The sequence below is a fragment of the Proteiniphilum sp. genome, from assembly GCF_040307845.1.
In the GTDB taxonomy this organism is placed as follows: Bacteria; Bacteroidota; Bacteroidia; order Bacteroidales; family Dysgonomonadaceae; genus Proteiniphilum.
Genome location: NZ_JAWRIS010000041.1, coordinates 58,909 through 83,756 on the forward strand (window position 1 = coordinate 58,909; position 24,848 = coordinate 83,756).

Annotated in this window: 15 protein-coding genes; 12 read left to right on the top strand and 3 right to left on the bottom strand. The window is 43.7% G+C overall.

Features of this window, described 5'->3' with window-relative positions; translation table 11 throughout:
• The first annotated feature begins 91 nt into the window (after positions 1–91).
• The 8 genes from ABV001_RS10740 (at position 92) to ABV001_RS10775 (ending at position 14,039) form a co-directional block, all read left to right on the top strand.
• Positions 92–3,049: a SusC/RagA family TonB-linked outer membrane protein gene (locus tag ABV001_RS10740; RefSeq protein ID WP_352422798.1), complete on the top strand. Its 2,958-nt coding sequence runs from the start codon at positions 92–94 to the stop codon at positions 3,047–3,049.
• A gap of 4 nt (positions 3,050–3,053) precedes the next feature.
• Positions 3,054–4,589, top strand: a complete 1,536-nt coding sequence (locus ABV001_RS10745; protein WP_352422799.1) for a hypothetical protein — start codon at positions 3,054–3,056, stop codon at positions 4,587–4,589.
• Between the two features lie 24 nt (positions 4,590–4,613).
• A complete protein-coding gene (locus ABV001_RS10750) occupies positions 4,614–5,609 on the top strand; it encodes a redoxin domain-containing protein (protein ID WP_352422800.1) in 996 nt (331 codons plus the stop codon).
• A gap of 188 nt (positions 5,610–5,797) precedes the next feature.
• Positions 5,798–8,326 (top strand): M14 family zinc carboxypeptidase, encoded by a 2,529-nt coding sequence (locus ABV001_RS10755; protein ID WP_352422801.1) that lies wholly within the window; start codon positions 5,798–5,800, stop codon positions 8,324–8,326.
• A gap of 133 nt (positions 8,327–8,459) precedes the next feature.
• Positions 8,460–9,923 (top strand): amidohydrolase, encoded by a 1,464-nt coding sequence (locus ABV001_RS10760; RefSeq protein ID WP_352422802.1) that lies wholly within the window; start codon positions 8,460–8,462, stop codon positions 9,921–9,923.
• 26 nt (positions 9,924–9,949) lie between these two features.
• Entirely contained in the window at positions 9,950–11,137 is a 1,188-nt protein-coding gene (locus tag ABV001_RS10765) for a cation:dicarboxylate symporter family transporter (protein WP_352422803.1), read from the top strand.
• Between the two features lie 221 nt (positions 11,138–11,358).
• A complete protein-coding gene (locus tag ABV001_RS10770) occupies positions 11,359–12,192 on the top strand; it encodes an alpha/beta hydrolase (RefSeq protein ID WP_352422804.1) in 834 nt (277 codons plus the stop codon).
• Positions 12,189–14,039 carry an outer membrane protein assembly factor BamB family protein gene (locus ABV001_RS10775; protein ID WP_352422805.1) on the top strand — a complete coding sequence of 617 codons (1,851 nt, stop codon included), beginning with the start codon at positions 12,189–12,191 and terminating at the stop codon, positions 14,037–14,039. Before ABV001_RS10770 ends, ABV001_RS10775 begins: the two co-directional genes overlap by 4 nt.
• A 57-nt stretch (positions 14,040–14,096) precedes the next feature.
• Here ABV001_RS10775 and ABV001_RS10780 read toward each other — a convergent pair whose 3' ends face one another.
• From ABV001_RS10780 to ABV001_RS10790, 3 genes are read right to left on the bottom strand one after another with little or no spacing between them, the layout of a single operon-like run.
• Positions 14,097–17,414 (bottom strand): UvrD-helicase domain-containing protein, encoded by a 3,318-nt coding sequence (locus ABV001_RS10780; RefSeq protein ID WP_352422806.1) that lies wholly within the window; start codon positions 17,412–17,414, stop codon positions 14,097–14,099.
• The gene (locus tag ABV001_RS10785; protein ID WP_352422857.1) at positions 17,392–17,736 is read right to left on the bottom strand and encodes a translation initiation factor; all 345 of its coding nucleotides are present in this window, start codon (positions 17,734–17,736) and stop codon (positions 17,392–17,394) included. Before ABV001_RS10785 ends, ABV001_RS10780 begins: the two co-directional genes overlap by 23 nt.
• Entirely contained in the window at positions 17,732–19,549 is a 1,818-nt protein-coding gene (locus ABV001_RS10790) for a Na/Pi cotransporter family protein (protein WP_352422807.1), read from the bottom strand. The genes ABV001_RS10785 and ABV001_RS10790 overlap by 5 nt, the downstream gene beginning before the upstream one ends.
• Before the next feature lie 83 nt (positions 19,550–19,632).
• Here ABV001_RS10790 and ABV001_RS10795 point away from each other — a divergent pair, with 83 nt between their 5' ends.
• From ABV001_RS10795 to ABV001_RS10810, 4 genes are all read left to right on the top strand, one after another.
• On the top strand, positions 19,633–21,300 hold the full coding sequence (locus ABV001_RS10795; RefSeq protein ID WP_352422808.1) for a nucleoside kinase: 1,668 nt from the start codon (positions 19,633–19,635) through the stop codon (positions 21,298–21,300).
• 115 nt (positions 21,301–21,415) lie between these two features.
• Positions 21,416–22,804, top strand: a complete 1,389-nt coding sequence (gene mnmE / locus ABV001_RS10800; RefSeq protein WP_352422809.1) for a tRNA uridine-5-carboxymethylaminomethyl(34) synthesis GTPase MnmE — start codon at positions 21,416–21,418, stop codon at positions 22,802–22,804.
• A 147-nt stretch (positions 22,805–22,951) separates the two neighbouring features.
• On the top strand, positions 22,952–23,116 hold the full coding sequence (locus ABV001_RS10805) for a hypothetical protein (protein WP_352422810.1): 165 nt from the start codon (positions 22,952–22,954) through the stop codon (positions 23,114–23,116).
• Positions 23,117–23,301: 185 nt separating this feature from the next.
• A complete protein-coding gene (locus ABV001_RS10810) occupies positions 23,302–24,819 on the top strand; it encodes a hypothetical protein (RefSeq protein ID WP_352422811.1) in 1,518 nt (505 codons plus the stop codon).
• Positions 24,820–24,848 lie beyond the last annotated feature (29 nt).

The window sequence follows — 24,848 nt, forward strand, 5'->3', positions numbered from 1 at the left end:
TATATCACTTTTTTGCAGGAATATACGATTATCCTGCCTATTAAAAAAAGGCATTTACGTTTTTTTAATCCTTGTTTTTTGTTCTTTCAATATGTATGGACAGCAGACCATACGGGGTATAGTCGTTGATAAGGAGAATCAACCACTTCCCGGTGTGGCTGTGGCTATAAAATCGACCGCTACCGGTACCGTTACCGATATAGACGGAAATTTCAGTTTTACCACAGATCAATCACTGCCATTTGCATTAACGATTAGCTTTTTGGGATACAGAACGCAGGAGGTTGATGTGTATGAGGCAAATGAAATTATCACTATCACTTTATCGGAGGATATTAATTTATTGAATGAAGTAGTAGTAACAGGCGTTGCAGAAGGAACCAGTCGAAAAAGATTGTCGTTTGCTCTCACCAAAATAGATGACGAATTAATCAACATTGTTCCGGCCACAGATGCTTCCACATCATTACGGGGAAAAGTCGCAGGATTGCGTATTGATCAGTCGGGAGGAAATAGGGGCGCATCGGTTTATCTGAGAGGTGCTAAATCAGTGGCCGGCAATATAGAGCCCTTGATTGTCGTGGATGGTTTTGTTACCGGCCTCAAACTTTCGGATATAAGTCCCAATGATATTGAATCGATAGAAGTGGTGAAAGGGGCTGCGGCTTCCGCTTTATATGGTACCCGGGGGGAGGGCGGTATCATACAGATACTTACCAAAAAAGGAAACAAGAACAAACGGATAGCCATTATGGTAGATAATGAAGTCGGTTTCTCAAATGTTCTTTTACTTCCCCCTACTTCAAAATTTCATCATTACAAGGTGAATGCCGATGGTTCTTTTTTATTGGTAGATGACAAAAGGGTTATTGATTATCAGGAGAATGGATTTTCGGTGAACTTACACCCTTACAAAGAGTATCATGATAATGTGAAAAATGTTCTTGGCGATAATACTTATTTTACCAATTCAGTAGCGGTATCGGCGAATGAAGACAAATATACGGCCTATTTATCTGCACAAAACCAGTACAAAGGCGGGATCTCGGATGCAGTGGATGCAGATACCAAACAAAGTGTATTGTTCAACCTGACCTATAAAGCTACGCCAAGAATAACGGCTGATGTCACGGCACAGTACTCCTATGCAAATAATCCTTCCAATGCTGTTTCCACCAGAGCCAACGGACTTTTGTATTCAACTTTATTGGTAGAACCGCACATAAATTTAGCAGAAAAGGATTCAGAAGGGAAATATGTGTTTTTTCCAAAAGGGAGTGATTTGTCGGGACAACAATGGGATAATCCTCTTTATAGACTCTCTAATGCAGAATATAGCTATATTACAGAGAATCTTCTATTAGGGGGAAAATTCAGGTATAGGATAACGGATAATTTAAGTGCCGAAGCTTCTGCCTCGCTGCAGAACAGGCATTATAATACCGAAGAATATTATCCTATAGGATTCAGGACCGTTTCTCCGAATATTGATTTAAATAACGGGAATTATGCATTATCTACCCTGAAGGAAAGTACAAAAAATGGGCAACTGCAATTGAATTATAATCGCAAAACAGGAGATTTTGATTGGGGTATTGCGGCAAAGTATGTTTACGAAGCGTATCAGTTGACAGGATTTAACGCTTCCGGCCGTAATCTCACAGCTCCTGTAAAGAGTCTGGATGTAACTGAGGCAAGTACAAGGGATATATCGTCATCCTGGGCCAAGACAATTAATTATGGCTATTTTCTCAATGCTAAAATAGGATGGAGGGATAAGTTATTTCTGGATGTGCTTGGTCGTTTGGATCAGAGTTCCCGTTTCGGACGGGATGCAAGTACTGCATTCTTTCCCCGCGCTTCTTTGGCATATCGCCTCACGGAGGATGTGAAACTGGGGCCGGTCGATGAATTGAAGTTGCGTGTGGCATACGGACAGGCAGGCAGTTTACCTCCTTTCGGAGCCAGGGAGAGTAAGGTAGCGATTGAAGGTTCGGGAGGTGTAAGTTATACCCAAAACGATAATACAAATCTAAAGAGGGCAATCACGGAAGAAACCGAGTTGGGTTTTGACGCCATACTTTTTAATCGTGTAAATGTCCAGTTCAATTATGCCTTCTCAAATAGTACGAATGACTTCATTTCAGTGCCGGCTTTTGCACCTATTTCGGGTTCGGCAAATATTTATGATAATTTAGGTGCTGTAAAATCCAACTCTTTTGAATTGGAAATTAATGGAAATATCATTGATCAAAAGAATTTTAAATGGAGTTCCGGTATCGCATTTAGCCGGGTTCGTAGTAAGATCACATCATTGGGAAGTGTGCCGGAATTCACTCAAAATGGCTACCGAAAAGCGGTAGGAGCCAGTACAACGGCCATTTATGGCTATAGTATATTTTCAGATCTTTCACAACTCGTGACAAATGGACAAGGGTATGTGACCAATGCCGGTGATGGAACGAAACGAGTAGAAGATTATGTAGTCAACGAGTTCGGGGTGGTTGTTGAAAAAGCAGCTTTAGGCACCGCCAATGAAGCACCGGTATTTTACGTGAATCCGGCCACAGGAAATTCGAAAATCATCGGCGAAGCTTCACCTGATTTTATCGTAGGGTTTAGCAATACATTCAGTGTTGGCCCTGTCACTTTGTATAGTGTGTTCGACTGGCAGCAAGGCGGAGAAAAGTTCAATGAAACGGCTCAGTACCTCTCTTATGTGTATCGTTCGGAGTTCACAGACCTGACAGCACAAGCCGGTAAACCGCTTAATTTTACTACATTGGTGTTTAACGCATCACAGGTAACCGATTACTGGATTGAAAGCACAACCTATCTTGCATTACGAGAGCTATCACTATCCTATAAGATTCCCACTCAAAAATTGGGAATCAATAAATGGGTAAATGATGCCAATCTCTCTTTAATCGGACGTAATTTATTTATCCTGACCAATTATAAAGGGGTGAATGTGGATGGAATTGCACAAGATGGGTTTAATTACCCCACTTACAGGATTATTTCCGGAAAACTAACGATTAATTTTTAAGAAAATGAAGAAACTAATATATTTGACAATTAGCGCATTATTATTGATCTCATGTGAGTCAATTAATTTTGATGATCCCTCTACATTGACCAATGAAGAAGCTGCGCAAAAAATCAAAAGTTTGGGCTATGTGCTGACCAAGAGCAGCATCCAGACAACTTTTAAAACAACCACCAACAATGCCGGAGGATCCCATTTCAGCCTCTGGGCAGATCAATCTACCAATACAAATGGAAGCCAGTCCTGGTGGGATTTTGCTGTTGAACCCAGGATAAGGTTGAATAATAATTCCGCCTATCGCGGAAATGCAGCAGTGCGTGAGATATATTCCAATTTTTATCAGGCAAACCTGGATGCTACAAAAGTAATTGATTTGGTAGAGAATCAACAGATTGTAATTTATGATGATGCAGGGAATGACCGTACTTCCGATTGTTTGGTAGGAGCATATTATGCGAAAGGTATCAGTCAGGGATCTTTGGGTGTAATTTTTGATAGAGGCATTATTGTGGACGATGTGAATCTTACTACACGTGATTTTCCTGATTCATATAAAGAACTCATTGAAAACGGTATTGCTCATCTGGATAAGACATTGGAATTAATATCCGATGCACCCAATCTGAAGTTTGATTTTCTGACCGGTATAACGATCTCGAGAGAGGACCTGGTTAAGCTGATTAACTCTTTTGCCGCCCGTATTCTTTCGTCTGTGGCTCGTGATAAAGAGGAGGCAGGGGCATTGGGTGATGCTTATTGGGAAAGAGTTTTCAGCTATGCGTCAAAAGGATTTACCGGGGATTTCTTAATTCCTACGGTTTCAGGGGGATATTATAATGCTTTAGTCGATGTGTTGGAACGCCCTTACGGTGGGGCATCCTATGTCCCGGTAGATATTAAAATTCCTTATCTGGCCGATAAAAACAAATCGACGCCACTTACTTATCCTGTGAATAATACTATTATTCTCCCTGCTATAGAGACCGATGACGAACGTTTTTACGAATACTTTACTTATACGACAAACTTCGGGATTCTTTTGGAAGCGCGTGGTCGTGGATTATTCAGTAATTATATCAGGTCGCGCTGGATGTACCCGGAAAGATCAACTCTGGATGTGGAAGGAGCGTTAAATCCCTATTTCTTGGCGGAAGAATTACGCCTGTTACGAGCAGAAGCCCAACTATGGTTGAAAAATTACAGTGCAGCTGCCAATGAATTGAATGATATCACCGCGAGCCGAAAAGCCAAAGGAAGGCTTCCGGATGTGAGTGCCAGCTACGACGATTTGTTAGCTACATTACATTATGAATATGCCATTGAAATTGATGCAGCCGGCGGTACTTTTATCCCATTTACCTTTATGAGAAGGCATGATTTGCTACAAGGAGGAACTCCTACGCAATTTCCCGTTCCCCAGATACAGTTGGAATTGATAGGTATAGAAACTTATACTTTCGGCGGAGACGCTTTTCAGGGCGAAAAGGGTATATATGGTGAAACTGCCACGGCAGAAGGTGAGGGATGGAAACAATTTTAATAACAAATTATAGTATAAAAAACAATGAAAAAGAATTTATTATTAGTCGTGATAGCTTTTGTGGCATTCTCATGCAACGACAAAAACAGTCATAATTTGACGCTCAACGGTAGTGTTGATGGCGTGCAATCCGGCACGGTTTATTTGCAGAAGTTCAGTAACAAAACATTTTTTGTAATTGACTCCGCAGAAATAACAGGCGGGAAATTCCATTTTTCCAAAGATGTGGAACTCCCTGAGATCTACGGCTTAACATTGGACACATTGAAAAATTCATTCCTTGTCTTTTTCGATGAGAATCCGGTAACGGTGGTGCTCGACTCGTCCCGTTATTACCGCAGCACGAAAGTGGAAGGTTCCGAGTTGCAGGATTTGTTCTTGGAATACAAGTCGCAACGTCATGTGAAGATCGATTCGTTTATCCGCCAGCATCCTGCATCATTGGTCTCTGCGTATGCCCTTTATCGTGATTTTTCCTACCGGTTGTCTCCAGAAGAGATCAGGTCGAATCTTGCATTGCTTGATCCATCTTTAGCGCAAACACCATACGTGCAAACGTTGGAAGAATTGATAGGTACGCTCGAAGTAGTGGCGATTGGTAAACAGGCACCCGATTTTACGGCGAATAATAAAGACGGAAATCCGGTGAAATTTTCGGAGTATCTGGACGGAGAAGGAGAATATGTGCTGCTTGACTTTTGGGCATCATGGTGCGGGCCTTGCCGCAGGGAAAATCCCAATATCGTGAGGACATACAATAAATACAAAGACAGAGGTTTTGATGTTTTCGCCGTGTCGCTCGATAAGAGTAAAGAAAGATGGCTGGAAGGGATTGAAAAAGACAGCCTTACATGGACACATGTTTCCGACCTGTTATTTTGGGATAGCGAACCGGCAAAATTATACGGCGTGAGAGCTATTCCGGCAAATTTCCTGATAGACAAGAATGGTATTATCGTCGCCAAAAACCTGAAAGGGGAGGACCTGGATAAAACATTGAATGATTTATTGTCAAATTGAAAGTTGGAAATCGGCAAATCATCACGACCTCCTGAAGATCGGGACAACCTGTCCCGATTTATCGGGATGAGTAAAATGTCTTGGGTCCTGATCCTCTCTTGAGAAACAAAATTAAAACCCAACTGTTTCATCCCATTTTTTGAACGGAGAAAACGTTCTGGGATGCTTGGTTCTGATTAAAAAATTGTATGAAGAAAGCAATAACGACAATTATAGTATTAGTTGCTATACTGTTCTCTGTCCATGTGAATGCGGAGAAAACGGATTATTTCTTTGCTCCGGAAATCATATTCGATTCAGAAATTCCGACTCCGGAAGAGTTTTTAGGTTATGAAATTGGCAGCAGGATTACCGAACATAGCAGGATAAATGCATATTATGAAAAACTGGCCGAACTTTCCGACAGGACTTCTCTGATAGAGATCGGACAGACGCACGAAAAGCGCAGGCTGTATGTGCTGATTGTTTCATCTCCGGAAAATATAAGGGATTTGGACAAGTATAAAGAAGTCCGGAAAAAAGTCCGTCAGGGAGAAAAGCCGGATAGTCCACTGGTCGTCTTTTTAGGAAATGCAGTGCATGGCAATGAAATTTCTTCTTCTGAAGCAGCGCTATTGTCGGCTTATTATTACGTAGCAGCACAAAATGATTTCGTGAAGAAACAGCTTGAAGAGGGGATCTATTTCATTGACCCCGTCCGCAATCCCGACGGACAGGAACGTTTCGCCTCATGGGTAAACTCCAATGCAAGCGTAAATAGCTATAATATTTCCCGGTTCGACCGTGAACATACGGAGGGTTGGCCCAGGGGGCGCGGGAACCACTACTGGTTTGACCTCAACCGTGACTGGGTGAATATCGTACATCCTGAGAGTAAGTCACGTGTAGCGTTTTATCAGGACTGGTTGCCTCATGTACAGGCCGACCACCATGAAATGGGGGCAAACAGCACCTTCTTCTTCGAACCGACCGATCCCGATGGGAATGAGAGCCGCTTTGTGCCGCAATCGACTTATCAGCTTAACCGGCTTTTTGCAGACTATTACGCCAGAGCGCTGGATAAGATCGGCTCTTTTTATTACACAAAAGAATCTTACGATAATAAAAACCCGAATTTCGGTTCTACCTATCCCGACTATAACGGAGGAGTGGGAATCCTTTTCGAGCAAGGATCGTCGAGAGGCTTGCAACAGGAATCGGAAAACGGGATCGTGACGCTTCCCTTTACCGTACGGAACCAGTTGGTGACAAGCATCGCGACGGTTGAGGCGGCCATCGCACATAGGGATGCCCTGTTCGACCTTCAAAAGGAATTTTTCACCCCCCGCCGGGGAAAAGAGGCTGCAAAATCATATATTATCGGCGATAGTTATGATTTGTCCCGATTACATAAATTCATTCAATTATTGCTCGACCACCGTCTGGAAGTGTATGAAAACGCCAACGACATCATAATAGACAGCATAAGATACGAAAAAGGAAAATCATTCATTATTCCGGCAGGACAACCTAACAGCGCATTGGTGGGAATTATTTTCGACGATATAAAAGATTATGAGGATCCCTCAAAATTGGGTTACGGAGCTGGTTTTTCCGTAGCTTATTCCACCGGACTTTCCTACGGCATAACAACCTCGTCGTCGCGGGGAGCAAGGGTGCAGATATTACCGCAAGTATATGCCGGTAGTTTGCAACCGTCGGAGTATGCCTATCTGGTGGATTATCGCGACTCCAAAAGCCAGCAGTTGCTTTTCAGATTGTTGGAAAAAGATATTTTGGTTAAGTCTGCTTTTAGGCCTTTTTCTATAAATACCGATAAAGGTGAGAAAGATTTTTCATACGGCAGCTTGCTTATTCCCGTAAAAAACCAATCGATCGCTTCTTCCGGGTTATATGCGGTATTAAAAGAATTGGGAGAGCAGGAAAAAATTGATATCATTCCCGTCTCTACGGGTTATAATGTGAAGGGAGCCGATTTGGGTAGCAACACCTTCAAACGGATAGAGAAACCGAAAGTTTTGGTGGTGACCGGAGGTGATATCTCATCGCTTGAAGCCGGTGAGGTGTGGCATCTGTTCGACCAGCAATTGAAATATGAGCTGGTACGGGTCGATTCCGACGTTTTCCGACGGGTTCCTTTGCTTGAATTCAACCGGATCGTTTTTGTAACCGGAAATTATTCGTTCTTGAATGATTCGGATATCGACAATCTAAAAAGCTGGGTTAGGAACGGAGGTGTGCTGATCACCCTTAACGGAGCTTCCCGGTGGGCAATAAGCAATAAAATTGTTTCTGCGGGATTTGTAGAAAGACCTGATACTGCCGCGCAAAAGCGGGACAGAGGTGTTTCATCCCGTTCGTTCGAAAGATTCGCCACATCCATCTTCCAGACAAAAATAAATCTGGAACATCCTCTGGCTTTCGGGTTGACAAACGAGAAACTACCCGTAGTCCGGGAGAGTACCTTGTTCCTTGCCCCTTCATCCAATGCGGTATCCGTATATACCGACGATCCCTTGCTTAATGGTTATATCTCTTCCGCCCATTTGGAGAAGTTGAAAGGTTCTGCTTCTATTCTGGCGTATAACTCCGGCAGGGGAAGCGTAGTCCTTTTTGCCGAAAATCCGTTGTTCCGGGGAATATGGGACGGAACGGGCCGCACTTTTGTGAACGCGGTCTTATTTGGCAATAATATTTCCGGAAGATTTCGAGAATAAATATTTTAGTCTATATATCAAATAAGTACTTCAAAAAATCGCTGTTGGATAGCCTCTTGAATTTTAGACGAATAAAGGATGACCTAAGAATGATTTTTAGTTTAAAATGTTTTGGTTCTAAATTTTAAATTGTATGAAAAAAATAGTATTCATTGTCTTATGTGTTTCTGTTGTTTTTTCGAACGTTTACGCACAAGCAGAAGAAAGTGAAGGGAATCTGTTGGAGAATGTTTCAATAGAGTATTTAAACGGTTCATTCAACACGTACGATCAATTGCAAAAAACAATATGGGCTAATCCCGAATTAGGTTTTCTGGAATACAAAAGTTCCGGTTTTTTGCAGGATCACCTGAAGGAAAAAGGGTTCACAGTAGAACCCGGAGTGGCCGGCATGCCGACTGCTTTTGTCGCCACTTATGGATCGGGAAACCCTGTTATCGGTATCCTTGCCGAGTTTGACGCACTGCCCGGTTTGTCGCAAGATACCGTGCCCTACGTGAAACCGTTGATAGAAGGCGGTAACGGACATGGATGCGGTCACAACGTGTTTGGCGTAGGGTCGGTTGCCGGAGCCGTGGCCATCAAGGAGTGGCTTGTAAGCAACGGGCATGCCGGTACGGTTAAAGTTTTCGGTACGCCTGCCGAAGAAGGCGGCGGAGGGAAAGTATATATGGTTCGCGAAGGATTTTTCGACGGCGTGGATGTGGTGCTCGACTGGCATCCGGGTACGAACAATGGTGTAAGCGTGGGAAGCGGGACGGCCATACAAATGGTAGATTATACTTTCCACGGAGTGGCGGCACATGCGGCCGGTAATCCCGATAAGGGACGTTCAGCGCTGGATGGTGTAGAAGCAATGAATTATATGGTTAACCTTTTACGGGAACATATTCCCATTACCTCCCGTATTCATTATGTGATCACGAATGGAGGGGAAGCCCCCAATGTAGTACCCCATTACGCAAAAGTGTCCTATTATATCCGCAGCCCGAAAAGAGAGATTTTGAAGGAACTTGCCGAATGGGTCGGGCAGGCGGCGGAAGGAGCGGCAAAGGGGACACAAACAACCGTGACGAGCGAAATAATATCAGGGTTTTACGAGAAACTGCATAATGAGAAACTCGCGGAATTGGTACAAAAAAACCTTGAACTGGTCGGTGGCGTTGCATATGACGAGCGCGAAAGGGAGTTCGCGGAAGCGATAGTAAAAGGATTAAACCAGGATATAAGTACACTGAAAGAAGTACAGGAGATAAAACCTTTAGAAGAAGAAAAACCCTCTTTGGGCGGCGGTTCGAGTGATGTGGGCGATGTGAGTTGGATAGTGCCTACCATCAGTTTCAGGACAGCTGTATTTATTCCCGGCAGCGCAGGGCACAGCTGGCAAAATGTGGCTTCGGGCGGTTCTACCATAGGCACCAAGGGATTATTGAATGCGGCGAAGGTATTTTCCCTTACGGCTATTGACCTGTATACCAATCCGGAATTGATAGAAGCGGCCAAAACGGAGTTTGAAGAACGAAGAGGAAAAGATTTTACCTATGTTCCCTTGCTAGGAGACCGTGCCCCTGCCCTGGATTATCGGATGAAAAAATGAAAAAATAAATTTAATGATACATTGAAGTGAAACGATTATTTTCTAATACAAGTTTCCGGTTATTTCTTGCGGTAATAGCCGGACTGGTGATAGGACGGTTCGCCACGGAAGGAGTCATCGGGATTATCCTTCCGATAAAACATATATTGGGACAGGTCATCTTTTTTCTTATTCCCCTGATTGTTTTCGGATTTATTACTCCTGCCATTACCCGCTTGAAGAGCAATGCCTCAAAGCTCCTGAGCCTGTCGCTTGTTTTGGCGTACGTATCATGTGTAGGCAGTTCGGTATTGGCCGCTTTAGTGGGTTACAACACCATACCACTCCTGGATATTACACCCGGTAATGAAGGGTCAAAGGCGCTTCCTGAAATGATATTCCGTCTGGATATTCCGCCTTTAATGCCGGTATTGAGCGCACTGGTACTGGCTTTTTTAGTAGGAGTAGGCATACTATTGACAAAATCCCGGAGAATAGAAAATGCCTTGTATGAATTTCAGGATATCGTGTTTGTAATGGTTAAAAGAGTGCTGATACCGCTCCTTCCGTTTTTTATCGCGGCAAATTTCAGTGTCTTTGCTTACGAAGGGAATTTAGTGTCAAAGCTACCTGTTTTCCTGTTGATCATTCTGATTACAATTCTTTGCCATATCGCGTGGCTTACTTTTTTATATGTGTCTGCGGGAATATATTCGGGCAAGAATCCGTGGCAGGTGCTCAGGTATTACGGGCCGGTAGTATTGACCGCGTTAGGATCCCAATCGTCGGCGGCAAGCCTGGGTGTTGCTATCGAACAAACCCGGAAAAGTCCCGCGTTGAAGCCGGAAGTAAGGGATTTTTCCATTCCGTTGTTGGGTAATATCCATTTTCCCGGATCTGTTCTGGACATTGTTTTTTTAGCATTGGCTGTGTCGTACTTGCTATATGGAACAATGCCCGGCATTGAAAAAATCGCTCTCTTTATCCCGCTTCTTGCCATTTTTGGTGTTGCCGCCCCGGGACTGCCCGGAGGAACGCTCTTTGCGTCACTTGGGTTGATACAGGCTGTGCTTGGCATAGGTGAGGCCGGAATTGCCTTGATGATCACTATTTTTGCTTTATTGGACAGTTTCGGGACAACGCATAATATCACCAGTGATGGCGCCTTGTCGTTGATCCTGACCAAATATTCCGATAAGAAGGAGCAAAATCTGTCAAAACAGGGTTCACAGTGATTTGAATATAAAATTCGACGTACCTTTTCCCGTTTTTTGTATCTTTGGGAAGTCGATCTACTGATGTGATGATCTACTGATGTGATGATGACTAAATGTGCCAATATGAATAATAAAAAAGAAGTCAAGAAGTTGAGAAGTCAAGAAGTTATTATTTAATTTTTTACTTATAAGTCTTGGTTCTTGGCTCTTGATTCTTGGTTCTAAATAAAATGATACAAATGAAGAGATTTGCAGTTGTTTTCCTATTATTTCCCCTGTTCGCCCCTGGAGTTTTCCCTGCGACAGTTGATACTGTGGGTGTAGTGAGTGAAAAAATGAATCGCGAGATTAAAACGGTCGTTATAAAGCCCCAATCCTATGAAGGGCAAGATGCTTTTCCCGTTCTTTATTTACTGCATGGATATAGTGACCGTTATGATGGATGGGTGAATAAGGTGCCTAAAATCAAGGAATTGTCTGATCAATATGGAATGATTATTGTCTGTCCCGATGGCGCTTTCGGAAGCTGGTACCTTGACAGCCCTGTCGATCCTGCGTTTCAGTTTGAGACATTTGTATCAAAAGAACTGGTCGCATGGGTGGATACGAATTACAAAACCGTTGATTCCCGGGAAGGGCGGGCTATTACCGGCTTGAGCATGGGAGGCCATGGCGGGTTATACCTTGCCTTCCGGAATCAGGATGTGTTCGGTGCATGTGGAAGTATGAGCGGCGGCGTGGATATCCGCCCGTTTCCCAACAATTGGGATATCGCTAAACGGATTGGTTCCCAACATGATTATCCCGAAAGATGGGAAGAAAATACCGTCATGGGATTGTTGCATTTGTTGACACCCGATGCATTGAAAATAATTATAGACTGCGGGACGGAAGATTTCTTTTATGCTGTGAATGAACGGCTTCACAATGAATTGCTGTACCGGAACATACCACACGATTATATTACCCGCCCCGGTGCACACAACTGGGAGTACTGGAGCAATGCTGTGAAATACCAGGTGCTCTTCTTCAATGAATATTTCAAAATGTCCGCAAACAATCGGGTAAAATGAAACGCTTAATCCTGTCGTTTTTATCGCTGGTCGTACTTTGTGGGATATCCGGACAACCGATAGAACCTTTCCGGTTTGCCTTGGTGACCGATACCCATGTGGGTGGAGCGACCGGCAAAGAGGATCTTTGTCGTACCGTACAAGATATCAACTCTCTGGATGGAATTGCGTTTGTCATTGTATCGGGAGATGTGACCGAATTCGGCTCTTATGAGGAACTGCATACAGCGAAGTCACTGCTGGACGGTCTGGATATTCCTTACTATACGATTCCGGGGAATCACGATGCAAATTGGTCGGAGAGTGGCACCAACGATTTTTTGCGGATTTTCGGGAATGAAACATTCGGTTTTGAATACAACGGTTATAAGTTTATCGGACTGGCATCAGGTCCGAATATGCGTATGGGGCCGGGACAGATCCCGCGGGAGAACCTCACTTGGTTTTTCGAAGAGCTGGAGAAGACCGATACCGGTATGCCTATTATCTACGTGAACCATTATCCTATGGATAACGGATTGAATAACTGGTTTGAAGTAATGGACGCGCTGAAGCCTTATAACGTGCAACTGATGCTATGCGGGCACGGACATGCCAATCAGAAACTGGATTTTGAAGGAGTGAACGCAGCGATGTGTCGCTCCAACCTGCGGGCAAAAGAAGAATTTGGCGGATATACCATTATTACTGTTGACAGCGATTCGATCACCCTGCGGGAACGGAAGGCTTCGGGCGAGACGCTCGCCCCATGGCTTGCCTATCCGGCAAGGCAACGGCCGCAATGGGAGGCCGATCCGCCCCGTCCCGATTACTCTTTTAACCGTGATCATCACTATGTCTCCGAAATATGGAACGTGCAGGAGAAAAGCGATATGGGTAGTGGTATGGCGTTGCATAACGACCTGCTGATATATACCAATACAGCCGGTGAGGTGAAGGCGGCAAGGGTAGAGGACGGTACTCCCGTCTGGAGTTATAAGACCGGTGGTAAGATCTATTCAACGCCGGTGATACATGAAAACCGCGTTTGGGTCGCCTCTTCCGATTCCTACCTGTATGGTCTGGATCCGCAGGAAGGAAAAAGAGTGTTCCAACTGAAAAATGATAAGGCGATAGTATCTTCTCCTGCCTGTTCGGATAACAAGGTGATGATTGCCGGGGGGGATGGTCATTGCAGGGCATGGGATGTGTCGACAGGAGATCTTGTCTGGCAATTCGACAGTGTGAAGAATTTCGTGGTGACCCGCCCTCTCGTGAAAGATGGAGTCATCTTCTTCGGGAGTTGGGGCAATGAGTTTTATGCCCTTGATGTTGAAACCGGAAAACCGAGATGGGTATGGAACAGCGGACATGCAAACCGGATGCTGTCACCGGCACAAGTGGTGCCCATAGCCACGCACGGACGGATCTATCTGGCTTCGCCTGACCGGTATATGACCGTATTGGATGAACATACAGGAGAGGTAATCTGGCGGTATAATGATCTGGAAAACAGGGTGCGCGAGTCGATTGGCATCTCGGAAGACAGCCATACCGTCTATGCCAAAACCATGGATGGGAATATCCTTGCTATTGAAGCTACTGTTCCCGGAAGAAAAGTAAAATGGATTTCGTCGGGGGAGGATATGGGCTATGAACTTACCCCTACTCCTGTAGTAGAGAAAAATGGCGTGGTATATGCGCCTACCGACAAAGGATTGATTTATGCCTACCGTGCTTCGGATGGATTATTCCTCTGGAAGTACCGTATCTCAAACGGGTTGATCAATATGATCCTGCCGACTGAAAATGGGGAACTGTATGTCTCGGCGATGGATGGCCGGTTAGTGAAGTTGAAAGTCGATTAAGGGCAAAATGGGTCACAAAATATCGTCAGACGAATACTTTAGTTGTAATCAGGTCGGTCATACTTGTACAGCCTTTCCGTTCTTCACATAAAAAACAAACCCTTTCACATTTTGAAAGCCCATTTCCTGAATGGGTCTTACATAGCGTTGCACCTGGCGGATGTATTTCGACTCTTCCGCTTCGCCGAACTTATAATCAACAACAATCACTTCATTGTCGCCAATCATTATCCGGTCGGGGCGGCTGAATCCGGTGTCGGGATGGAGCAGCTGCGTCTCATTCAGCACTGTGTATTTGCCGGAGTACCAGTCGGCGATCTCCGGCTGTGACAGGATATCCGTCAACTTACGGATGGTACCGTCCCTGTCTTCTTCTCCCAACTCCCCCTCGGAGACCTTTTTTTCCACTGCCTGCGCAATATCCGCCAGAGTCTTCACATTACTTACAATGTCGTGCATCATCTGGCCGTAATCGCGGCTGCCGTTGTCGCTGAAATAACCGATGGAGTTGAACCGTAGCTTCAGCCGGTCGCCAAAAGGAACCGATTGCCACTTCCCCGTCTTGTAAGTATTCGCCACCGGCTTCTCTCCCGGTTGGCGGATCGCCGGTTTGCCGTATTCAAAGACAGACTCCGGATCTCCCTCGCTGAAATATTCATTCAGCAGAATATAGCTCCTGCCGGAGCCGGAAGGCATAGGCGGGGGCGACTCCGGATCGGGCGGGGGAGTGTGGTCGGTGATGCTTCTCCACAGCATGTCGGCCACGTCGGATATGTTTTCCGGCTTCCGAGGAATTGGCGCGAAAACGATAAGGCGGTGTTTCGCGCGGGTAAATGCCACGTATAGCAGGTTCAGGTTGTCGATATAGGTAAACCGTTTTTCTTCCAGGTAACTGTCCCTGAAGATGGTATCTTCCAATCCCTTGCCGTATTTCAACGGGGCTATGCCCAAAGTGTTGAACGGTGGCTGCTCCGGTTTGCACCAGATAATATCGTTATGGTATGTATTGTGATCCATCCCCCAATTCACGAACGGCATGATCACGGCACCAAATCCCAACCCTTTCGATTTATGGATGGTAATCAGCCGGATGGCATCCTGGTCTTCCGGTGAAAAGAGCGCTTTCTTGTGACCTTTCTCATCCCACCAGTCCAGAAAGTCATTCAGGTCCGCCGTGGCATTCTCCTTGAATCGAAGGACTATATCCAGGAACGCCTGTGCATAAGCGTTCTCTTTGACATCTAACGCATCTGCCGTAAGTGTGAAGAAATGCTCGCTCATTTCGTAGAAAGGCATCGACGCCAGCTCATTGAGCGTATCTTTTATCTCGTCGGGAAAATCTCCAAGCGACTCTTCCCGGTAGAGTCGTAACGCCTCTTCCGGGGAAACTCCGTATGTATATCGATAGAATTCATAAACCGCCATCATCCGGCGGGTATTATCCTGGGGATTCCTGAAATGACGCATCAGTGCAATGAGAGCCTTCACACTTTGCGCGCTGCGGACAAGGAGTGCCTCGTTGGAGATAATATCATAACGGTAAGGGGATTCCGGATGTTGTTCCCTGTAGGCTAGCAGTGTTTCCGCCACCTGTACCGCTTCGTGGTTCCATCGTACAATGATGGCAATATCTTTCAGTGCAAACCCCTGGTCCTGTAGCGCTTCTATTTCGTGGGGCAGTTGTTCCAGTACATCCGCCTTCCAGTCTCTCTCCTTGTCATCTTTCAAAAAGGTGAGCCTTACTTGTCCGCCGCTATCTGCTTTTTGGGATGGTACCTGTTGATACAGGTCGGCGTAAGCATTGGTAATCTGCGTGTCGTTGTTATTGTCATTCTCACTGTGACCCTCACCATTTGCATGATGCTCCCACTTTTCCACAGTGGCTCCACCTGTCGACGTGTTAAAATCGTTTTGCAGATTGACGGCCGCTTTCATGAAGAAAGCATTGTTGAATTCCACAATATGGGCATCACTACGCCAGTTGGTGTTCAATATGTGTTCCTGTATATTACCGGCTTGAAAATCCTCTTTTACCTGCTCCTCGAGCAACCGCCAATCGGAGTTTCGGAAGCGGTAGATACTCTGTTTCACATCACCCACGATCAGGTTGAGGTTTCCCGAAGCAAGACTTTCCCTGATCAGCGGACGGAAGTTTTCCCATTGCATCCGTGAAGTATCCTGGAACTCATCGATCATATAATGATGTACCCGTGTGCCAGTCTTCTCGTAAATAAAAGGCGAATCGGTACCGGCAATGATATCGTTCAGCAGTTCTGTCGTATCGGAAAGGAAGAGGGTATTATTTTCCTGTTGCAGTTGGCGTAGTCGCTGCTTGATATCGCTAAGAATACCCAGGGTATAGAAATTACGAAGCAAGTGCCTTGCTGTCTGGTAATCCCGGTCATGATCGGAAAGATAAATGATTTGTCTTATGCAATCATTGAGGCCATCGCTATAAGCCGACCGTATAGCGCTCTCTTTCTCCTTGTCGCTGTACCACAGGTCGATATTGTCCGACAGTGCGATAAGGCGGTTGGAGGGTTTCTCCACGGCACCGCCCGCCAGTTTGGTGAATAGCAGGAAGCCGGAATTCCTTTTATGTTTGAAATCATCGTACGACAGGCCATATTGCCGCATAATGGTCACAGCTTTTACTCCTACCGATTTCACCTGGTTCTCGTAGCTTTTTTTGATGCGCATAAGCATCTGTTTGTAGGCTTCGAGTTGTTCCTTATCCTGGAGGGTCGACTGCTCTTCATCGGTAAATGATTTATAAGTCTCGTTGAATAGCTCCCTCGCCAGATCCAGTACCTGCTGTTCTATTTTCCAGCTCTTACCCTCTTCGATATTGTTTTGCATGAACCGGAGGAGCCATTCTGCCAGCATTTTGTTTTCCGGCTTGTCCAACTCCGAAAGCATCAGGTCGATAGTCTCGGTCAGCAGGGCTGTTTCATCCAATTCAATGTTGTATCCACCGGCCAATCCGGTCTCACGGGCAAAGGAACGCATGGTCTGCTGGAAAAAGCGGTCGATAGTGCTGATAGAGAAAGAGGAATAGTCGTGAAGTATGGTTTTCAGAATATTTTTTGCTTTGGTACGGACATCTTCATTGCTCATGGAGAAATCCTTCTTCAAGTCCGCCAGATAAGGAGAGTCGGCACCCGAAGCAAGACGGTGCAGTTCTTCTACGATGCGCGATTTCATCTCGTCGGTCGCCTTGTTGGTAAAGGTTACAGCCAGGATATGCCTGTGATTGTTTGGCGCCGAGAAGAGCAAACGGAGATATTCACCTGTCAGACGGTGTGTTTTGCCCGATCCGGCAGATGCTTTGATTACATGTAAATGCCTGTTGTCAGATGATACGTGATTTGGCATATCCCTCCTTCTGCAAGATGCCCAGTAACTTCTCGCGGTGGTCGCCCTGAATGATGATTTTTCCCTCTTTGGTCGATCCGCCTACGCCGCATTTGGTTTTCAATATACGCCCTAATTCCTCCAGATCGTCGTCACTTCCGATAAATCCGGTGACAAGTGTTACAGCTTTCCCTTTGCGGTTTCTTTTATCGAGGCTGACACGAAGCAGTTGTTTCTCTTTCGGTTGTGTACTCTCTTCTTTTAGTCCCTCTTCCTGATAGTGGTAATCGGGATTGGTGGAGTAAACAATATCCAATCTTTTTTTCCAGTCGTTCATGTTAATTATGTTTTACCTCTAATGATTCAACCACGTTCATGATATAATCCCCCATACGCTCACATTCCGAAATGATGTCCATATAAAAGACGCCATTTTGATAGGAATAGCGGTTTTGATTCAGATTCTCCACATTCTCACGTTTGAGTAGATTCCGTTTTTCGTTGATGCTGCTTTCTATATGTTTGCTTTCTACCAGTTCTGATTCTGTAATTCTTTGATTCTTGAGTAAAGTCTGCATATTTTCAATCGCCTTATCCAACAAATCATACATACTGTTGATATTGTCGATAATGATTTTTTCAAAAACAACATCAGCCTCCATCTTCCGTTTCAAATGTCGTGCTATATTGCAACTCGAATCGGCAATACTTTCTATTTCCGTCACGCCGCGAAGAATGGAACGTACCCGCTCCTTACTCTGGTTACTTAGCCTTCCCTCGGAAACTTTTCCCAGATAGGAACCAATCTCTACCTCCATCCGGTCGCAGATATCTTCATATTTCTCGGTACGGTTATATAGTTTGAGGAATTTTTTATCGTGATGATCCATATTGGTGGATTTCTTCACGAATCCAAACATCTTCTTTACACGTTGTACATACACTTCTTCCTCTTTTTCTGCCTGGAGGATGGAGAGCTCTGCGGTAGATGCCATTCCTGTGGAGATATACTGGAGTACAAATTCTTCGTCTTCCTCTTCGCCCTTCTTCGGCCTTATAACGGCTAGACAAATCTTTTCGTACAGTTTCACGAACCATATCATAATGGCTACATTACAGATATTGTATAGTGTGTGAAATAGGGATAGGCCATAAGATGTAGAAGCCTGATAGCTCAAATACTGGTCTTGCAGGGTTGCCAATGCCGGGGAGAGTTCCGATTTGGAAAGGGTGGTGATTTGACTGTATTCCTCCGGGGAGAGTGAGTTGAGAAATGATGTCATCCCGCTGGGATAGAAAGAGGTCATATTTCCAATGATGCTATCTACCAGTTCCACAAAATATTGGAAGACTATTGTCAACCAGACCAGACCCACTACATTAAATATGAAGTGGGCGAATGCCGCCCTTTTTGCCGATATATTGGCCGGAATAGCCGCTATGTTGGCTGTAAGGGTCGTACCAAGGTTTTCTCCCATCACCATCGCGGCAGCGCTCGGAAAATCGATCCATCCTTTTGCTGCCATAATCAAGGTAAGTGCCACCGTGGCACTTGAGGACTGGACAATGACCGTCAGTATGGTACCGACAAGCAAGAAGAAAAGCACCGAGATGACCCCCCTGTCTGTAAAGTTCTGCAGGAAGGCCAATACTTCAGGGTTATTTTGCAGGTCGGGCATGGAATTCTGTAGCATATCAAGCCCCATAAAAAGAAAGGCAAATCCGAAAACGAATTCGCCCAACGATTTCCTGCCGTTTTTCGAAGAAAAAATAAGAGGAAGTGCCAGCCCCATCAAAGGTATTGACAACGTACCGATCGATAATTTTCCGAATCCGAAAAAGGCGATAATCCATGCGGTCAATGTCGTTCCGATATTTGCCCCCATGATCACCCCGATGGATTGCACCAGGCTCAATAATCCTGCGTTGACAAAACTCACCACCATTATTGTGGTGGCGGTCGATGACTGGATAAGGGCGGTGATTAAAAGGCCGGTCAATACTCCTGTTAGCCGGTTTTTTGTCATCGCCGACAAAATGTTCCTGAGTTTATTACCGGTGAGTTTTTGTAGGCCTTCGCTCATAGTTTTCATACCGTATAAAAACAGAGCCATCGAGCCTAAAAGCTTTAAAAAATCGAAGAAACTATAGTCCATGTGTGAAAAATGGCGTATATTAGCGTGCAAATATTTTCGTGTGCAAATATAGCAAATAATTGTAAAAAGCAAAAATCAAAAATATGACAGATACTGTACGTGTGCATTGTCTTAACACAGATGTTTATAAAGAGGTAAAAATCGGTTCGACTTTAGAAGAGTTAATTGATGTTTTTGGAGTTACATCTCCTTACTTGATCACGAACGCAAAAGTAAATAATAAGACAGAGTCGTTATCCTACCGGATATACCGTCCTAAAACAATAGAGTATGCGGACCTCACTCACTCTTCGGCCATGCGAACTTATGTTCGGTCACTCTGTTTTATTCTTGCCAAGGCGGTAAATGATACCTTATCCCATGCTGAAACCTATATTGAACATGCCGTAGCCAAAGGTTATTATTTTCAGATAGAAGCGGAAGTCCCGGTCGGCAAACCGGAACTGGATGCTATCCGTAAAAGGATGCGGGAGATCGTGAATGCCGATATTCCTTTCGTGCAAGTAGAAGAGGAGACGGTGAAGGTTGTAAAACTATTCCGTGAAAGGGGAATGGAAGACAAAGCAAGGTTACTTGAAACATCTGATTTCCTTTATTCCCGTTACTCGAAATTAGAAGAGTATATCGATTATTTCTACGGTAGCCTGACACCCTCTACCGGATACATCAAATTGTTCGATATCCAGCCGCATAACGGGGGGTATCTCCTAAGGGTTCCTAATCGCGAGAATCCGGTGGAACTGGAGCCTGAAATACAGCAGGAGAAACTGCTGAATGTATACCGCGAACATATTCAATTTTTGAAGATAAGCGGCCTGGATAATGTCGGGGATCTGAATCGGGCAAAACAGGCCGATCGTATGTCAGATGTGATTCAGGTGGCGGAGGCTTATCAGGCTAAACAGATATCCGAGATTGCCGAAGAGATTACCCGTGGATTCAGGGAGGGCGTGCGTGTCGTCCTGATATCGGGACCCTCTTCTTCGGGGAAGACCACCTTCCGTAAACGGCTCGAAGTACAACTGCTGGTGAATCTGCTGAAGCCGCTGGGTATTTCCCTGGACGATTATTTTGTGAATAGGGATCAGACACCATTGGATGAAAAGGGGGAGAAAGACTATGAATCGCTCTATGCACTCGATCTGGCATTATTCGAACAGCATATGCTTGCGCTTATGGCGGGGGAGGAGATTGAACTGCCATCTTACAATTTTATGACAGGTAAGCGTGAATACAAGAAAAACTATCTGAAGATGGAAGAGAACAGTATCCTGATCGTGGAGGGAATACATGGTTTGAATCCGGAATTGACAGCCCATATTCCACGCGAAAAGAAGTTTATGGTCTATGTCTCTGCACTGACTACTATCTCTCTGGACGATCATAACTGGATACCTGCTTCTGATAACCGGCTCATTCGCCGTATCGTGCGTGACTACCGTTACAGGGGCTATTCAGCTGAAGAAACAATCTCCCGTTGGGATAGTGTCAGGCATGGGGAAGATAAATGGATATTCCCTTATCAGGAAAATGCCGATGTAATGTTCAATTCGGCTATGATCTATGAGTTGGCCGCCATCCGGCGTCATGCCGAACCGATCCTGCAGCGGGTACCACGGACTGTGCCGGAATATTCCGAAGCATACCGCCTACTCAAATTTTTAGGATATTTCAATTATATCACCGACCGTGAGTTGCCGCCGACTTCTTTACTCAGGGAATTTGTGGGGGGAAGCAGTTTTAGATATTAGTGTGATGAGTGTGCCAATGTGCCAATGGTTAGATGGCGAGGTGCCTAAGGATGGGATAGATTTATTATGTTATTAGATAAGAGTCCAGTCCCCTGATCCGTACAGGGGCATAAATATGATAGAAGATATAATTTGTGCGATATCTACTCCTCCCGGTATGGGGGCGATAGCTGTTATTCGCCTTTCAGGCGAAGGTAGTTGTGCTTTAACTGATAGGATTTTTCATTCTCCTTCCGGGAGGAAACTGAACGAAGTAGCAGCCAATACCGTTCACTTCGGAAAGATTATGGCGGAGGACGAGGTGTTGGATGAAGTGCTGGTCACTGTCTTCCGTGCTCCCCATTCTTTTACGGGTGAGGAGAGTGTAGAAATATCGTGTCACGGATCGGTCTATATCCAGCAGAGAATTATGGAGTTGTTGTTGGCTCATGGTGCGCGGTTGGCAGGAGCCGGCGAATTTACCCGTCGTGCTTTTCGTAACGGGAAATTCGACTTAAGCCAGGCCGAGGCGGTGGCTGATCTGATATCCTCCTCTTCGCGTGCTTCACATAGGGTTGCGATGAACCAGATGCGGGGTGGCTTTGCCAAAAAACTCTCTGATCTGCGTGATAAGTTGTTACAGTTTGTTTCGTTGATCGAGTTGGAACTCGATTTCTCCGAAGAAGATGTGGAGTTTGCCAACAGGCAGCAACTCTACTTGTTAACACAAGAAATCGAGAGTGAAATAGATAAACTTGTCAGTTCTTTCCGGTTGGGGAATGCTATCAAAAGCGGTATCCCGGTCGCTATTATCGGCGAGACGAATGCCGGTAAGTCCACCTTACTGAACCTGTTGTTGAACGAAGAGAAAGCCATCGTTAGCGATATCCACGGCACTACGCGTGATGTGATCGAAGACACCATGAATATCGGAGGTGTCACCTTCCGGTTTATCGATACGGCAGGTATCCGCCAGACTTCAGATACCATTGAGACGATGGGAATCGAGCGTACTTTCCGAAAAATAGAACAAGCCTCCATCGTGCTGTGGATGATCGACTTGACCACACTGCGTAAAAAAATAGAATCACTGGCAGAGTCCATCGTCCCAAAAACAAAAGAGAAACATCTTATCCTGCTCTTTAACAAAGCCGACCTGATATCCGGAGAAGAACGGACAGAGAAGGAAAATATCCTTCCGGGGGTAGGGAATGACAGGCTCTTTATTTCTGCCAGGCAGCAGTACAACACCGGTCGGTTGCAGGAGTTGTTGGTCGAAGCTGCCGCCATTCCCGCCATTAGTGAAGAAGATGTAATTGTGACCAACCTGCGTCATTATGAATCCCTTACCAAAGCCCTTGAAGCCATCCTCCGTGTAAAAGAAGGTCTGGAGATCGGCATCACTCACGATTTCCTCTCCCAGGATATCCGGGAGTGCATGTTCCATCTTGGCGAAATAACAGGGCAGATATCTACTGATGAAATACTTGGTAATATATTTTCAAAATTCTGTATCGGAAAATAATATATTGATTATCAATAATATAAAAAATCACAAAAACACGCAACCCGCTAACTTATAGCGGGTTTCTTTTTGTTTAGATCTATTGTTATTCCTTTATTTTATTATATATTATCACTATTTTTGTAGCGTAAGGAAAATTTGTTGAAATTGGAAAGTATTTTTACTTATAATCGGGATAAGAAAAAAATATCGGTTATCCGTAAGCAGGTGGAGAAGTACGAACAGTTGGTTAAAGAGCAGGCGGAGAAGATAGAGCGGACGAGGTTGAATGATTCTGAGGTTAATAGGTTGCAAAAGGAAGTGGAAAAGTAAAAAAAATATATTTGAATATGCATGTCTTTGCAATCATGTGTCTTGATTCTATTTGTAAATATTTCAAGGATATATATAGAAGATTTATGCGGGAATTAGTAATATTTGTAATATTCTTGATTTGAACTCTTATATTTGTCAATATAGGACTAATATAATTTTGAAAGAAAAATTATCTACGTAAAATGAATATCTTAAATGCCAAACATAAGCTATTTGAATTGTCAGAACAAAATATTAGGGAAAAATACGAGAACTTATCCGAAGATGAGTATAAAGCCATTTTTTATTCAATAAGAAATCACATACCTTTTAAAGATAAGATTTTAAATATTTCTGTAAAAAAATTTCTTTACTACGGTTCTATAAAATTTGATAAATTTAGTATTCCGTCACCTATTGTATCGACTGAAGATAATTTTATTAATTTTAAATTGTTTTTGAGTGCATTATGGCTTATGGAGGGAAAAGAAAGCGGTAATGCCCCCATACAGGAAATACATAAATTAAAATGGGAAATATATAATCGGTTTAATTTTAAAGATATAAAGGAAGATGATTATGTAGAATTAAACAAATATCTCAATAGGCTTAATCTGCTATCTATTCCAGATTTTTATAAAGAAAAGATTGTCGAATTTGATGAACAAAAACAAAAACTATCATTATTGATACTTGGAATGCTCTCAAATACTTTATTGACAAAAATAAACACAAGGCTTCCTTATAAATTTGCCAACAAAAGAACACTTATTTCATTTGAAATGTATGACGTAAACGTTGAAGTTGAAATAATACCTCATTATTTAGGATGTAACGATTCTTTTCTCCAAGTTGATTTAAATTCAACAATGGAAAGTTACGGTGCTTCTAGATGGCAGAATTTTATTTCTGAAATAAATATAACATTGAAGGGCTTAGTAGACGATTCAAGAAGTGTGCCATCTTTAATGTTAATCACAAGTAAGGATGATGACTGCATTGATGAAAATTGGAATTATTTGTTTGATATAACTTATAGAATCATAGAAAATCTTTGGTGGCATTTCAAGGAAAACAATATAGCCACTTCGAATTGGACACCTGTTCCTAAAGATATTCCATTTATAGAATTTTCTCAGTGGAATAGAGAAACTCAAATAGAATTTAAATTAATGTCGAATCCATGTAATGTTTATCGTATTAGTAACAATAATGTTGAGTTTGAAAAATACAGCATTAAAAACCTAGAGGAAGTAAAGTGGAATACAAAAAGCTATTTGTATGCACAGATTTATTCGGAAATTGGACAGTATAAAGAAGCTTTGTTCTGGCTAAATGTGGCTACAGAGTCTTTAATTGATGGTTTTATTAATTCGGTAATAACAGATAAGAAACTTTTATATGAATTATCAGGAAACGTTTCTTCTTTTGAATCTGCAGAAAGTATATTATCTCAACAATTTCCAGAAATGAAGGGTAAAGTCAAATGGCCTAATTCTACTAAACATCCAAGTGTATACTTTAAGATAAATAAAGTAATTAAAGAATGTAAATTTCCATTGTCAGAGAAAGAAATTCTTAGTAAATATAATAATATTAATTCAGAGAGAAATAAATTATTTCATGGAGTTCCTTTAGATATTCAAGCTAGTAAACTAAAAAAAGCATTTGATGCTTACGAATGGTTAGTGACAAAAATATCTCCTTATCTAACTATTTAGACATAGTATTTCAACAGATTTATAATTAT